The following is a 14,379-nucleotide window of genomic DNA, read 5'->3' on the forward strand; positions in this document are numbered from 1 at the left end:
AAGGCCTCCTCGGCGGAGGACACCGCGACACCGCCGCGTAAGAGGACCTTCAAGCCTTCGATGACCTCGGCGGGCAGCGCCGAGAGGTTGGCGAGGGTGCGCTTCTTGACCGAGTTGCCGTCGCGATAGGACTCGCGCAGCAGCACCGCGGGCGGCGAGTTGCGGTTAGGAACGTGTTCGATATACATGAACACTGATTCAAGCACAACCACCGCAAAATGCAATATATAAATACTATTTTACATGGCTACATGATAGCCTAAGAAAAAAGCCGAAACCCAGCGCTGACGCGGATTTCGGCTACTTGAGAAGTCAAAGTTCGGCCTAGACTGCACTCAAGCAATACGGGGAAGACGGGGATAAGTCGCCGACCGCGTGAGCGGACGAATCATCGGGAGACGACAGCCTCGAGGGTTTCGGTCAGGCGACTGCTCGGCAGCTTCGACGCCTAGCCGGCGTCCAATTTCATTTTTGGGACAAGCGAAATGCCAAACGGTGAGAATTCCTTGCGCAAGTTGATTGACAAGTGGCTTGGGCACCGCGCGAGTGGGACGTACGCGTGACGGAGTTCAGCCGTATCGCCTCGAGTCGAGACCGCTACGTTTCGCGTTGACGGAGGTTCAGAGAACCGTTGGGCGATCATCTTTTTTCCGACACGACGACGGTTCGTGGAAGGTGTACTCGCCAAGAGCGGACGTGCCTGCGATGAGCGCGTACAACCTCGCGGCGCGACGCTGGTAGCAACGACATACAACGATTAAATGTTTTCTGGAAACTGCTAATAACACTTATGGGCAACGATTTGCCAGTCACCTCGATGTGTGGATGGCCGTTAAACACGTAAAAGCAGCGGTAGAGGTGACGGCGAGTTCAAGGTCCGAAGAAGGTCGGTTCCGGAAGCTCGACCCCGCGAACGTCCCGGCCATCATCGGGCGTCGACGAACTTCCGTGATCGGCCATAAAGCGGCATTCGTCCGTAACGTCAGTCGGGCATTCGGACGTCGGCTCCGCCCCGACAACGGTCAATCGCCGGGCTGCATTTTGCGAATCGCCTTGTCGCGCGCTTGCTGCGCATCAACGATTAAGCGGTATGCGGCGTAATACTTGTAGATGTTGCGTACGTACGTCGTCGTTTCAATGCCGATCTTCTCCGCGACTACGACTTCGACGTTATTGAACCACTTGTCCTGATCGAGCCCGCGTGCCGCGGCTTCCGTGCGCATCTTTGCGATTTTGGCCGCCCCCGCGTTATAGCTCGCGAACGCAAACATTGCACGAGTGGTGTCATCGAAGTGCGCGTCCGGAAAGTAGCGTGTCATCAGCCGATCCATGTATTTGGTTCCCGCATGGATGTTCGATTCGGTCACGCCGATGTTGCCGACCGCCATTTCCTTGCCTGTTCTCGGCATCAACTGCATGACGCCGACTGCGCCAACGTGACTTCGGGCCGACTGGTTCAACTGCGATTCCTGATAGCCTAGGGCGGCCAGCATCAGGGGGTCGAAGCCATACTGCTTGCCATACTTCTCGAAGAGGGCAAGTGTAGCTTCGAAACGCGTGAGTTCCGCCGCTCCCGAAGCATCCGTGACCTGCTTGATACGCTTCATGAACTGTGCGAGCCGATAGTCGATGACGCCCTGTTTTTTGGCAAACTCGTTATAAAAATCAGTCACCGCAGCCTGCAGTTGGGGGCTGTTTTTCCTGATTGCCCAACCGACATAGCCTTCGCTGCGTACTGCCAGATCCTCCCTGACCTTGATCTGAGGCAGGACTTGCGCCCACAGCTTTGCTTTCCAGTCGTCGACCACCACGATGCGGAGCATTCCCGCGTTCAGCATTTCGAGGGCATCCTCATCTTCGAGTGCGTCCGGCAGCAGCGCTATCTGCATGACCGGCTTGCCTGCTTTCCTGAACCGGTCGTTGAGCGCCGTCAGACTCTCGTAGTAACTCGTCGCCTTGCGTACATAGACCTGCTTCCCCGCGAGGTCGTCCAGCGTGGCGAGAGCCGGAGCGCCAGGACCCGTGACGATCAGTTCTCTGACTGGCCTGCGGTCACGCGGCGCAACGAAGTCGACAAGCTTGCGCCGCGCGTCGGTCGCCGTCAGGTTGCCCGCCGAGATGTCGCCCAGCCCGGCCTGGAGGTTCGCCAGGAGTTTGTCGCGGGTCGTCGGAATTAGAAGGACTGTGACCGGGCGTTTGCCGAGCTGACCGGCATAACGCTTGTTGACATACTGTTCGAAGTCTCGCGCGAGTTCCGCGGTCAAGCCACGTTCCCGGCCTTTGTCGTTGAAGTACAGCGTGCGGCTGTACGGCACAAGAAAGCGGATCACGCGGCGCTCGAGCATCGCGTCAAAGTCGCCGGTCCACGGTTTGGCCGCGATGTTCATCTGGCGGGTTTTGGCGACAGCAGCCGGTGGCGATGATGCTGGTGCGACAGTGGACTCACCCGCTCCTGACTCTGCTCGCGGCGGCGACAAGAGCACGTAGATCCCAACTAGCAGGGTGGCAAGAAAACGAAGTCTCGTCATGACATGCCCTTCCATGCGAACGACTATCCGGAATTCGTATGCATTGTCTCAGCGTATTCGCGGCTCTGTTACAAGCAGGTCGCGACGGAGCTTCGACTGGCGATCTCGGTTGCAGGCGCCCTGAAGACCGCGCATCGGATGACGGAAAGTGACAGCTAAACGCTGGCGCATATGCGCAGGTATTTGTCGCTCAAGCTCGCAGCATCGTCCTCCCCCCCAACGCGAGCCGGCCATGGCACAGGCACACGACCAGGGTGGCTAACTGCAGTCTCAACGTGCGTGGTCTGTTGTTACCGTTTAGCTACTGCAACCATAAATGTACTCCGGCTTCCAGCCCCAAGTTGTTGGCACCTATCGTGCAGCATACCCCGTCGAACATCGCAGAGCATGCATGTTTTACATGGCTTCTTTTCCCAATGCCCCCTCCCGTCCCGAGCAAAGCAACCCGGCGCCATCGCCCCGTTGCAGCAAAACAATCCGCCTGAAAGCAGCCCCCAATCCGAAGGTCCGATGGCGACGTCACCTCTTATGCCTCGTTCAGCGTCAATCATGGATTGCTGGAAAGCGGAGTGAAATTCGGTGTGAAGACCACGATGACCGCGTGCGAAAGAGCGCGAACGGCCGGAATCGCCGACTTGTTGTCCGTGAGCGGCGGTACCGAGCGACCGCTCGCCTCTGATACCTGCCGTTGCATCTCTGACGGCTCGACCGGCAGCTACGGGTCGCGAGGCGCCAGTCGCGCTCGCTCGACATTTGCCTTCCATAAGCGCAGCGTTATCGGGGCTGTCCCAGTGAAAAAAGCGCAATCTGCGGCTTTGCCTGTCGCGGCTCAGTCAGTTGCCTCCGGATATCGCTTTCCGGAGGGCAACCTCGCTAGCGAACATGCACATCGGTCGTCCGGATCGCGTTTCTCCGGCCGTACGATAGATGGTCATACCGGGAGGAGGCGTATATGACTAAGTTCGATATTGCGGCGCTCGCAAGGCACCGTGAAAACCTGAAGGCCGAAGGTTATAGGCGCATCAGTGTGTTTATTTCGCCGCAGCTGCGATGCCTGCTCGCCAATCATCGGCGACGTGGCGAAAGCACCGGCGCCCTCCTTGACCGGCTGCTTGTCGCTGAACTAGCGGCGCGGCCTCACTGTTCTGCCGACAACGTCCAAGACGCGAGGATGATTCGCCGCACGCAGAATCAGATTCGGCATACGTGGCAGCCGAGTAACAACGGGCCGCGCACGCTCTCTGTCAAAATTCGTGAGCCGGACGGCAGCGGCGTGCTTATCACGGCACGCGACGCGGTTCGATTCGAAAAGGGGAAAGAGCCGTCGTAGGGAATCAGTTTATTTCGCGCGCGCGAGACCGTACGCGACTAAATACTTAGAGTAGAGACTCAATATGCGGCGTCACGCCACGCGCCGCGCACACTCAACTGCCGTATCTTGAAGTGAAGCGACGAGCGTTAGCTCGGTCAGGCTTGCGCGGACCCTGGACCACTACAATTGGTGCGTCAACGCGCCACACCTCTAATCGCCGGGATACACCGTGAAAACCGTAATTATCTTTCTTTCGCTTGTCACAGCGGCTCTCTCTAGTGGTTGCGCCTTTGTTGATTCGATGAACGAAGCACAACGCCAGTGGGCTGCATCTTCGCCAACTGAGAAGGCGGCCTACACTCAATCGTGGACCAATGTCTCCAACTCTGTTGCGGCGCAGGAGGCTGCGCGCCGTCCAGTCTACGTCTCGCCTACGCCGGTCTACTGCGTCAACTGCCGATAACTAGCTGCACGCGCGCCACGAGCGCGACCACGCGCGCCCACGCGAGTGTGCACGTATCGGGCCAATCGTTAGGGTAGAGGCTCAACACGCGACGCCGGGCCGCATATTGCATGCGCCTTAGCCTCCTACCATTAAAGCAAGAAGCCGTAAGCGAACAATGAATGAGGTTCAGAGGATGTTGCACTTTCTGCTTATCGTCATCGCCCTGCTAGTCATTTGGGGGCTGCTGGGGCCACTTGCAAAGGCTTGGACGCTAATTGGGGGCTTCGTCCTGTTGCTGTCCCCGTCGGGGGCGCGCTGGCCTTCGCGGGCCTCTTCATCTGGGGCTCGACCGGACACGAAAGCACCTTTGCGGGCGTTATCGTGACAATGGCCGCCGGGATTATCGGATTACCGGCGGCCGTGTTGCTCGCAGGCTACATGCAGAACAGGCCGCACCAACTTGTCGGCATGGAAAAGGTCCACGCCGAACGACGCAGGCTGGGGTACAAAGATTGATGAGCCGCGCCCGTTGTAAAAAAAATGCTTACACCTGCACTTACACGGATTTCAGAAAGCAAAAAGCCCAGTCGCATTAACTGGGCTAAGTGTTTGATTTACATGGGGTGGCTGATGGGACTCGAACCCACGACGACAGGAATCACAATCCTGGACTCTACCAACTGAGCTACAGCCACCACTGACAACTTGATTTGCTACACCCGGGCTCACCAAGAACTGGCTTGCCGATCAAGAAGCGAGATTATACGAATAAAGATTCCGTTTGCCTAGTCCCCGGGCGAATCGAATCGATTCACCCTTCGGCCAGTTCCACCGAATCCCGCAGATGGCTGCGCGCCTCGTCGAAAATGGCGAGATCGCCACTCGCCAGCCGCCGGCTGTCGGACAGCACGCGACGCCATCCACGAGCCCCCGCCACGCCCCGATAGAGCCCGAGCGCGTGTCGCGTGATCGCGCCCAGATACGTGCCGCGCGCGAACTCTTTGCGCGCGTAGTCGATCAATCCCGTCTCGATCTCCTCGCGCGTCGCGATAGGCGTCTGCGCGCCGTAAAAGCGCGTGTCGACGGCCGCCAGCACATAAGGATTGTGGTAAGCCTCGCGGCCGAGCATCACGCCATCGACGTGCTTCAGATGTTCTTCCACTTCGTCCAGCGTCTTGACGCCGCCATTGATCGAGATTTCCAGTTGCGGGAAATCGCGCTTCAGCCGGTACGCGTATTCGTACTTGAGCGGTGGAATCTCGCGGTTCTCTTTCGGGCTCAGGCCCTTCAGGATCGCGTTGCGCGCGTGGACGATAAAGACCTCGCAACCCGCATCGGCGACCGTACCGACGAAATCGCGCACGAACTCGTACGCCTCGGCCGCATCGACGCCGATGCGGTGCTTCACCGTCACCGGAATCGCGACCGCATCGCGCATCGCCTTGACGCAATCCGCGACGAGCTGCGGCTCGTTCATCAGGCACGCGCCGAACGCGCCGCGCTGCACGCGCTCCGACGGGCAGCCGCAGTTGAGGTTGATCTCGTCGTAGCCCCACTGCTCGCCGAGCCTGGCGCTCTTCGCGAGATCGGCCGGCTCGCTGCCGCCGAGTTGCAGCGCAACCGGCGCTTCGGCGGGCGTGAAGGCGAGATGCCGCGCGACGTCGCCGTAGAGGAGCGCGCCTGTCGTCACCATCTCGGTGTAGAGCCACGCATCGCGCGAAATCAGGCGATGAAACGACCGGCAATGCCGATCGGTCCAGTCCATCATCGGAGCGACGGACACGCGCCGCGGCGTTGATTTCATTGAATTTTGCTGCAAGTTCATAATCCTGCGGACGATTTTCCGAACGTCTCGTTTGAGTCTGCTCTACGTGATTTTTGCTCGCTTTTTGGTCCGAGTGCTACGACGTAGCGCGGAAAAACTTCGTGTAGAACCGGGGCGCAACAGGAACGATTACGGAGCGAGGGCGAAAGGATGAAAGTATAGGCTACACCGCCCGGATCCGCCTGAAGCAAGGCGGCAGGCCGCGCCAAGCGGCCCGATAGCGCATACTTGCCTCTACATCGATGGCTGCATTGCCTGGCACGAGATAGTGCGGAGGTGTCGTGATGACCGAGTCTTCCGATTTTCGGACCAAAAGAATTGTGCTTGATCACGGAGGCGGCTGTATGCCCGCAGTCGGATTCGGCACGCTGATTGCCGATGCAGCTACGACCATCAGCGCTACCCGAGACGCGCTGCAAGCCGGATATCGGCACATCGATTGTGCCGAGCGTTATCGCAACGAGCGAGAGGTGGGCGAGGCCCTGCGGGCAGGGCTTGCTGCTGGCGGCATCACGCGCGAAGACATCTTCGTGACCACGAAGTTATGGAACTCCAATCATCGGCCCGAGCGAGTCTGGCCGGCTTTCGAGGCAAGTGTTGAAAGGCTCGGGCTCGACTATCTGGATCTCTATCTCATCCATACACCCTTTGCCTTTCAACCGGGAGATGAGCAGGACCCGCGCGACGAAAACGGCGACGTCATCTACGACAAAGGCGTGACGTTGCTCGACACGTGGAGGGCGATGGAAGAACTCGTCGATCATGGAAGAAGCCGGGCCATCGGACTCTCCGACATCACCTTGAACGAACTGCGCCCGCTCTACGAATCGGCGCGAATCAAGCCGGCGGTGGTGCAGGTCGAAGCACATCCGTATCTACCGGAAACTGAACTGCTGGAATTCTGCAAGGAGAACGGGATAGTCTTTTTGGCCTTTGCGCCGTTGGGTCACGGGATCAGGCCGGGACCGATCGAGGACCCGGTCATTTCCGGGATTGCCGCGCGAACGGGAAGGACACCCGCACAGGTACTGCTTGCCTGGGCGGTGCAGCGTGGCGGGGCTGTGCTTACGACCCCCAAGTCCGCGGCCCGCGCACGCGAGAATTTCGACATCTCCATGCTTCCGGCAGACGCGTTCGACGAGATCGATCGGATCGAGACCCGGCAGAGGTTCAACGAAGTCGTCAAGACCGGCAGCCCGGGGTTCATCCCGCAGAGCAAGCCACAGTGAAACGTGATCCGCGTCCGGAGGCAGCCGATGAAGGAAGAAGAAAACCGCGAAGCGCTGAATGCGCACTGGCAGGCGTCGGCCGCCAGCGATCTCGCCGCGGAGCACGAGATTTACGATGACGATGCGATCTGTGATTATCCTCAATCAGGGGAACGAATCGTCGGGCGGACCCATTTGCAGGCGTTGCGGAGTCATCATCCCGATACGCCGTCAGGTTTCGATGTCAGGCGAATTCAGGGAGCCGGCGATCTCTGGGTGACGGAATACACAATCGTCTATAAGGGCCGGGCGGCATGCGTCGTGAGCATCATGGAGTTTCGCGACGGTAAGGTCGTTCACGAGACCCAGTATTTTTCGGAGCCCTTTGAGGCACCGGGTTGGCGGAGTCAATGGGTCGAGCAGATCGCGTGACATCGCGTTATGTGTCCGGCGTCCGTCACGGGATCGTCGAACGGGAGGCCCCCGAAGAAGGTGCGTCAGTAGGTCTGATCCGCAACAATTCGCGCCACGGCTTCCAGGGACCGCTTGAGCGTCGACAGGCTGACGGAGCCAAGTGCCAGCCGGATGGCATGAGGCACATGCGCTGACGTCGCGAACGGATGGGCCGTCGACACGGAAATGTGCTCGCGCATCAACGCCATCGCGATCGCGTCCGCTCGAACTTCCAGTGGCAGCGGAAGCCAGACGAAGTACGACGCGGGATGACCGATCCGCTTCAGTCCGCCGAGAATTTCAGTGACAAGACTCTGGCGCAGCGCGGCATCCCGGCGCTTGTCGGCCTCGAGCCTGGCGACGCTGCCGTCCTCGATCCAGCCGCACGCGATGGCCGTCATGATGGCCGGGGTGTTCCAGGTTGTGGCCCGGATGGTCCGTTCGAGCCGGGGAATCCATTCGCGCGGGGCACAGACGAAGCCGACGCGCAGCCCGGTCGCGACACTCTTCGACAAGCTCGACACATAGACCGTCGTCTCGGGGGCGAGCGACGCCAACGGAGGCGGGGCGCCTTCCGCCAGGAATGCGTAGGCCGCGTCCTCGATGAGCATCAGTCCATGCTGCCGGGCGATGGCGACCAATGCCCGACGTCGCGCGGCGCTCATCACCCAGCCGAGCGGGTTATGAAGCGTCGGCATCGTGTACACCGCGCGTACTCGCCGTCGCCCGCAGAGCGCCGCCAATGCGTCCAGGTCCGGGCCGTTTCCAGCGGCGGGAATGGGGGCGAGTTCCAGCCGGTTGGTCTCGGCGGCGAGCTTGAATCCCGGGTACGTCAGGGCATCGACGGCCACCACGTCGCCGGGCTCGAGCAAGGCCATGGCGGTTGTCGTCAGCCCGTGCTGCGCACCGCTCACGAGCAAGACGGTTTCAGCCGATGCCGCCAGTCCGCGGCCGCTCAGGTGACGCGCCGCGGCCGCTCGCTCGTGCTCGCGCCCGCCGTGCGGCTGGTAACGAAGCAGCGCCTCCAGGTCGCCTGCGGCGGCGAGCTGGCGCAGCGCTGCGCGGAGAAGGTCTGCCTGCTCCGGCAATGAGGGATTGTTGAAATTCAGGTCCACCGTGTCGGCGCTCCAGGCATGCAGGTCAATGCCCTGGCCGCGAGGGAGCGCCTCCTTGACGAACGTGCCGCGACCGGTCTCTCCGCTCACCAGACCCATCGCCCGCAGTTCCGCGTAGACGCGCGTGGCCGTGACCAGCGCCAGCCCTTCGCGAGCGGCGAGATCGCGGTGGGTTGGCAATCGCGTTCCGGGACGCAGCCGCTGCGCACGGATATCGGCCGCGAGACGGTCGACCAGTTGCTTGTAGCGAGGCTGAGGCATGGCTGAACGTATCCATGACAATTATTTGAATGTATTGATTATCGGACTTACGATGGCGCAATACAACATCTCCACTTGCACGAGGCCCACCATGCATATCGCCATCCTGACCTTCGAAGGTTTCAACGAACTCGACTCGCTGATCGCGCTCGGCATCCTCAACCGGGTCAAGCGGCCGGGCTGGCGGGTGTCGATCGCCAGCCCGGCGGACAAGGTGCGCTCGATGAACGGAGTGGTGGTGGAGGCGCAAGCATCACTCGCGGACGCACGCGACGCGGACGCCGTGCTCGTGGGCAGTGGGATAGGGACGCGGGACGTCGTCGCCGATGCTGCGCTGATGTCGCAACTGGGGTTCGACCCGACGCGCCAGTTGCTGGGCTCGCAGTGTTCGGGGACGCTGATACTCGCCAGGCTGGGCCTGCTGAACGACGTTCCGGCCTGCACCGATCTGACCACCAGGCCGTGGGTGGAGGAGGCCGGTGTGGCGGTGCTCAACGCGCCGTTCGTGGCCAGGGGAAACGTCGCGACCGCCGGCGGGTGCCTGGCGTCGCAGTATCTGGCGGCCTGGTTCATCGCGCGTCTGGAAGGCGTCGAGGCTGCCCGCAGCGCGATTCACTATGTGGCGCCAGTGGGGGAGAAGGAGACCTACGTGTCGCGCGCGATGGCGAATATTTCGCCGTTCGTCTGATGCGCACTGACGTCTCGACTTGTTCTCCTTTTGTTTGGATGGCTTCATTAAACCGGTTGCGGTTCAGGTCGCGCATCCGCCGAACAGATTTTCACGTCTGATGTGTTCCGCGCCACAGAGCCGCGATCACTTCGGTTCTACTCTCACGTTGCGATTCCTGCACAAAAGCAACCGGAGGCCGAGATGGCGCTGAGCAAAACCGAAAACCGCGTGTTCGGGGACAGATGCCTGCCGTTCCTCGTCAAAAGTGTCGCGACCAGCTTCGGACTGGACTTTCACGTTTCCCCGCGTCAGATGAGCGTCGCGCCGACCGTCGGGCTGCACATCACCGCGCATCGGCAAGCCGGCGCGAAGCTGTCGTATCCGATCAACATGTTCGTCTACTGGCCCGCGCCGGGCATCCGGCAGTTCCTGAGCAACATCGACCGGCCGATCGTCGCCGCGAGCGTGAGCGAACGCGTCCCGCAGGAGATCCGGAAAGTGATGGAGCGCTCCGGCATCGACTTCACAAGCCGGTCGCAGGAGCGTGGCGAAGTCGTCATGGTCGAACTGAGCGACAGCGTCCTCTGACGCGGCAGCACGGCAGATAGCACGAAGGCGGCCTCCGTCCAGCGGCGAAGGCCGTTCGACGCACGCGGCGGGCGATAATGCGCGATCCAGATTACAACAACGGACGACGCCCGCATGAGACCGCCGCGCCTCGATCAACTCGATGACATCGACCGCAACCTCGTCGCGCTCCTGCAAATGAACGCGCGCGAAAGCGTCGCGAACCTGGCGCGCCAGCTCGGCGTCGCGCGCACGACGGTGATCGCGCGCATCGCCCGCCTTGAAAAGAACAGCGTGATCGCGGGCTACGGCGTGCGCCTCGGGCAGGACGTGCTCGACGCGAGCATCCAGGCGTATGTCGGCATCAAGCTCGCGCCGAAATACGGCCGCGACGTGCAGAAACGCTTCGCGAAGATGCCCGAGATCCAGTTGCTCTGCGCCGTGAGCGGAGAGTTCGACTACGTCGCGTGGCTGCGCGCCGATTCCCCCGACCGCCTGAACGACCTGCTCGATGAAATCGGCGCGCTGGAAGGCGTCGAGCGCACGACCACGTCGATCATCCTCGCACGCAAAATCGACCGCGGCGGTTGAGTTTCGACGATTCGCATCGAATCTTCGTCGAAACGACGAAAACGCTCGTCGATACGCATCATTTTGCGTCTAGGATCAATATTCACGCGCTCCTACACTTGTACAGGAAGGACATGACGCCCTAAGACATGACGCCCTGCACAAGGAGATAACCATGAAAATTGCCCTCGTCGGCGCCGGACTGATCGGTCAAAGCATTGCCCACCTGCTGCGTGAAACGGGGGATTTCGAAGTCGTCGCGTTCGATCGCGATGCGAACGCGCTCGCGCTCCTCGACGCGCAAGGCATCGAAACCCGCCGCGTCGATTCCGCCGATACCGCCGCGCTGCGCCACGCATTGCAAGGCTTCGACGCGCTCGTCAACGCGCTGCCTTACTACCTCGCGATCAACGTGGCGTCGGCGGCGAAGGCGGCGGGCGTCCACTATTTCGACCTCACCGAGGACGTGCGCGCGACCCACGCGATCCGCGCGATCGCCGACGATTCGCAACAGGCGTTCATGCCGCAATGCGGCCTCGCGCCGGGCTTCATCGGCATCGTCGCGCACGACCTGGCGAAGCGCCTCGACGACGTGCGCGAAGTGAAGATGCGCGTCGGCGCGCTGCCGGAGTTCCCGACCAACGCGCTGAAATACAACCTGACGTGGAGTATCGACGGCCTCATCAACGAGTATTGCCAGCCGTGCGAGGCGATCCGCGAAGGCCGCACGCAGTGGGTCCAGCCGCTCGAAGGCGTCGAGCATTTCTCGCTCGACGGCACCGAGTACGAGGCGTTCAACACGTCGGGCGGACTGGGCACGCTCTGCGAGACGCTCGCGGGCAAGGTCGAGACGCTCGACTACAAGTCGGTGCGCTATCCGGGCCATCGCGACCTGATGAAGTTCCTGCTCGACGACTTGCGCATGTCCACCGATCGCGACGGCCTGAAGGCGATGCTCAAGCGCGCGGTGCCGTCGACGGCGCAGGACGTCGTGCTGATTTTCGTCACCGTGACCGGCATGCGGCGCGGCCAGCTCGTGCAGGACGTGTTCACGCGCAAGATCTTCGCGAAGGATGTCTGCGGCGAGCCGATGAGCGCGATCCAGATCACGACGGCCGGCGCGATCTGCGCTGAACTCGATCTGTTCCGTGAAGGCGTGCTGCCGCAAAGCGGTTTCATCCGGCAGGAACAGGTGCCGCTCGAGGCGTTCCTGAACAACCGCTTCGGCCGTCTGTATGAAGGCGAGAGCGTGCTGAAGCCGGCGCGGAAGCTCATCGCGGCGTGATCCCAACGGCCGTCAGAGCCGGCAATATCCTGAGAGACAAAAAAGGCGCCCCGGCGCCTTTTTTGTTTTTAGGACGACACGAGCCGCGCCAATAATTCGTCGTACGCTTCGTTCGACGGCGCCGAGTTGTCGAACCGCAGCAGGTCGCGGCACTGATCGCCGCTCGGCACGAAGCGGCGCTGGCGGTACTCGTCCCAGTGCGCGAGCTTGTAGGCATCGTTCGGATTGCCGCGCGCGACGATCCGCGCATGCGCGACATCCTCCGTCACCTGCACCCAGACGACGCGGATCGTCACCGTATCGCCGATGCCGAGCCATTGCCGGTCGAAGAGCCGTCCGTCGCGCACTTCGCGCGAGAGCGGCGCGACCACCGCCACGCTGACGCCGAGTTCCAGGTTCTCGCGCGCCGTATCGATGAGCGCACGGTACTCGGGATCGCGCAGATGCTGGAGGAAGAGCGGGCTGTCGCGGTCGTTCGGGTCGCCCGTCAGCGCGCCCATCGCGGCCGCGCTGTAGCCGCCGTACAGCGTGTCCTTGTCGAGCAGGCAGAACGGCTCGCCGGTCGCGCGCATGAGCCGTGGAAAAAGACGCTTCGCGAGCGTGGTCTTGCCGGTGCCGGCGTGGCCGCAAAAGAAAACCAGGTGCGTCATGCGGTGGTGTCCCCGAATGATGAGGTGAGCGCGCTCCGCGCATCAGCCGATCATGCGCAGGATCAGCCGCCGTCGCAACCGCTGTCACAACCGCTAAATCAGCGGCCGCGCTGATACCACTTCATCAACGGCGTCGCCGTGATGCCGTGCACGATGACCGACGCGGTGATCACCGCGATCACGAGCGGAATCAGCGGCGCGGCGGCGCTCGTCGGCGCGTGCTCCAGCGCGAACATCAGGTAATAGAACGAGCCGACGCCGCGGATGCCGAACCAGCTCATCAGCCGGCGCTGCGGCCCGGTCGCCATCGAGCCGACGAGCGACGCTTCGACGGCTGCCGGCCGCACGATCGCGAAGAGCGCGACGATCAGCACGACGGCCCGCCACGTGAACAGGTGCTGCCAGACCGTCGCGAGCACCGCGCCGACGGTCAGCATGATCGCCACCTCCGCGATGCGTTCCAGCTCGATCGTGAAGCCGTGCACGCGTTCCGCCATGAACGCGTGCGCGCGCAGCGGATCGACGGCGGCCGCGCCGACGTCATCGGCATCGATCGTCCCGACTGCCTCGCGCGGCGACTTGTCGCCGCTCGCCCGCTGCTCGACGCGGCGCATCGCGAGCCCGGCGGCGAACACGGCGAGAAACGCATACGTGTGCAGCAATTGCGCGACGCCGTACGAGAGCGCGATCAGCCCGAGCGCGTAGAAGCCTTCTGGGCCGAGCGCCTGGCCGTGGCGCGTGCGCAGGAACGCGACGAGCCGCACCGACAAATCGCCGAGCAGCCAGCCGCTCGCGAGCGCCCCGGCGACGCCCCACAACGCCTCGCCGGTGAACGCCCACGAGAGCGCCTGGCCGGGCGACGCCTCGTAGTTGCACACGGCGATGCCGAGCAATGCGAACGGCAGCGCGATGCCGTCGTTCAGGCCGCCTTCGCCGGTCAGCGAGAAACGCAGCAGGTCGACATCGCCGGGGCTTTCGACCTGCACGTCGTGGGCGAGCACCGGGTCGGTCGGCGCGAGGATCGCGGCGAGCAGCAGCGCCGGACCCCAGTTCAGGCCGAGCACGTAGACGCAGACGAGCATCAGCGCGACGACGGTGAGCACCATCGCGACGATGCCGAGCCGCACCGGCAGGAGCCAGATGCGGTCGGTCGGCGGGACGCGCAGGCGCAGGCCGATCGCAAACAGCGAGACGAGCATCGCGACTTCGGTGATGCGGCGCAGCACGGTGGCATCGCGGTCGAGGTCGAGCGAGAGAAGATTCGCGCCCACGGGGCCGAGCGCGAAACCGATCGCGAGATAGCACATCGCCGTGCTGATCGGCAGATGCTTGAACGTCGAACTGGCAAGCCCCATGAAGATGAGTACACCGCCTACGACGAGAAACCACATCGTCTCGGTCATGGAAACCTGTCTGCTGGGAAAAATGGCCGGCGCGGCTGTTTACAGGGCCGGAACCCAGACGAGAATAGCACGGGGCATGCCCGCGTT

Annotated in this window: 14 protein-coding genes and 1 tRNA gene; 7 read left to right on the top strand and 8 right to left on the bottom strand. The window is 62.2% G+C overall.

All coding sequences use genetic code 11. The features are described 5' to 3' along the window. Together AWB68_RS28220 and AWB68_RS28225 are read right to left on the bottom strand one after the other, a co-directional pair. Positions 1-188 (bottom strand): IS1634 family transposase N-terminal domain-related protein (locus AWB68_RS28220; RefSeq protein WP_510183574.1); only part of this gene is annotated, 188 nt, incomplete at its 3' end. Positions 189-1,022: 834 nt separating this feature from the next. Continuing rightward, a complete protein-coding gene (locus AWB68_RS28225) occupies positions 1,023-2,528 on the bottom strand; it encodes an MltF family protein (RefSeq protein ID WP_087647631.1) in 1,506 nt (501 codons plus the stop codon). A gap of 952 nt (positions 2,529-3,480) precedes the next feature. Here AWB68_RS28225 and AWB68_RS28230 point away from each other — a divergent pair. Continuing rightward, a complete protein-coding gene (locus AWB68_RS28230) occupies positions 3,481-3,858 on the top strand; it encodes a hypothetical protein (RefSeq protein WP_087647632.1) in 378 nt (125 codons plus the stop codon). Positions 3,859-4,289: 431 nt separating this feature from the next. Here the strand turns inward: AWB68_RS28230 and AWB68_RS50855 are convergent, their stop codons facing one another. The 3 genes from AWB68_RS50855 to dusA form a co-directional block, all read right to left on the bottom strand. Then, positions 4,290-4,415 (bottom strand): hypothetical protein, encoded by a 126-nt coding sequence (locus AWB68_RS50855; protein ID WP_268810945.1) that lies wholly within the window; start codon positions 4,413-4,415, stop codon positions 4,290-4,292. A gap of 489 nt (positions 4,416-4,904) precedes the next feature. Continuing rightward, a tRNA-His gene (locus AWB68_RS28240) sits at positions 4,905-4,980 on the bottom strand. A gap of 116 nt (positions 4,981-5,096) precedes the next feature. After that, the gene (gene dusA, locus AWB68_RS28245; protein ID WP_087647653.1) at positions 5,097-6,089 is read right to left on the bottom strand and encodes a tRNA dihydrouridine(20/20a) synthase DusA; all 993 of its coding nucleotides are present in this window, start codon (positions 6,087-6,089) and stop codon (positions 5,097-5,099) included. 305 nt (positions 6,090-6,394) lie between these two features. Here dusA and AWB68_RS28250 point away from each other — a divergent pair, with 305 nt between their 5' ends. Then, positions 6,395-7,339: an aldo/keto reductase gene (locus tag AWB68_RS28250; RefSeq protein WP_087647634.1), complete on the top strand. Its 945-nt coding sequence runs from the start codon at positions 6,395-6,397 to the stop codon at positions 7,337-7,339. 27 nt (positions 7,340-7,366) lie between these two features. Beyond that, entirely contained in the window at positions 7,367-7,750 is a 384-nt protein-coding gene (locus AWB68_RS28255; protein WP_087647635.1) for a nuclear transport factor 2 family protein, read from the top strand. A gap of 65 nt (positions 7,751-7,815) precedes the next feature. On the opposite strand, the gene AWB68_RS28260 is transcribed toward AWB68_RS28255, so the two are convergent. Beyond that, positions 7,816-9,147: an aminotransferase-like domain-containing protein gene (locus AWB68_RS28260; protein WP_087647636.1), complete on the bottom strand. Its 1,332-nt coding sequence runs from the start codon at positions 9,145-9,147 to the stop codon at positions 7,816-7,818. A 91-nt stretch (positions 9,148-9,238) separates the two neighbouring features. Between AWB68_RS28260 and AWB68_RS28265 the strand changes: the two genes are divergently transcribed. The 4 genes from AWB68_RS28265 to AWB68_RS28280 all read left to right on the top strand — a co-directional run bounded on the left by AWB68_RS28265 (position 9,239) and on the right by AWB68_RS28280 (position 12,239). Then, positions 9,239-9,835 carry a DJ-1/PfpI family protein gene (locus tag AWB68_RS28265; protein ID WP_087647637.1) on the top strand — a complete coding sequence of 199 codons (597 nt, stop codon included), beginning with the start codon at positions 9,239-9,241 and terminating at the stop codon, positions 9,833-9,835. Between the two features lie 183 nt (positions 9,836-10,018). After that, positions 10,019-10,405: a hypothetical protein gene (locus AWB68_RS28270; RefSeq protein ID WP_087647638.1), complete on the top strand. Its 387-nt coding sequence runs from the start codon at positions 10,019-10,021 to the stop codon at positions 10,403-10,405. A gap of 114 nt (positions 10,406-10,519) precedes the next feature. Next, positions 10,520-10,975: an Lrp/AsnC family transcriptional regulator gene (locus AWB68_RS28275; protein ID WP_087647639.1), complete on the top strand. Its 456-nt coding sequence runs from the start codon at positions 10,520-10,522 to the stop codon at positions 10,973-10,975. Between the two features lie 154 nt (positions 10,976-11,129). After that, positions 11,130-12,239 carry a saccharopine dehydrogenase family protein gene (locus AWB68_RS28280; RefSeq protein ID WP_087647640.1) on the top strand — a complete coding sequence of 370 codons (1,110 nt, stop codon included), beginning with the start codon at positions 11,130-11,132 and terminating at the stop codon, positions 12,237-12,239. A 68-nt stretch (positions 12,240-12,307) separates the two neighbouring features. On the opposite strand, the gene AWB68_RS28285 is transcribed toward AWB68_RS28280, so the two are convergent. Then, positions 12,308-12,889 carry a P-loop nucleotide/nucleoside kinase family protein gene (locus tag AWB68_RS28285; protein ID WP_087647641.1) on the bottom strand — a complete coding sequence of 194 codons (582 nt, stop codon included), beginning with the start codon at positions 12,887-12,889 and terminating at the stop codon, positions 12,308-12,310. A gap of 98 nt (positions 12,890-12,987) precedes the next feature. Further along, a complete protein-coding gene (locus AWB68_RS28290) occupies positions 12,988-14,292 on the bottom strand; it encodes a cation:proton antiporter (protein ID WP_087647642.1) in 1,305 nt (434 codons plus the stop codon). Positions 14,293-14,379: the final 87 nt, after the last annotated feature.

The sequence above is a fragment of the Caballeronia choica genome (assembly GCF_001544535.1).
GTDB classification, from domain to species: domain Bacteria; phylum Pseudomonadota; class Gammaproteobacteria; order Burkholderiales; family Burkholderiaceae; genus Caballeronia; species Caballeronia choica.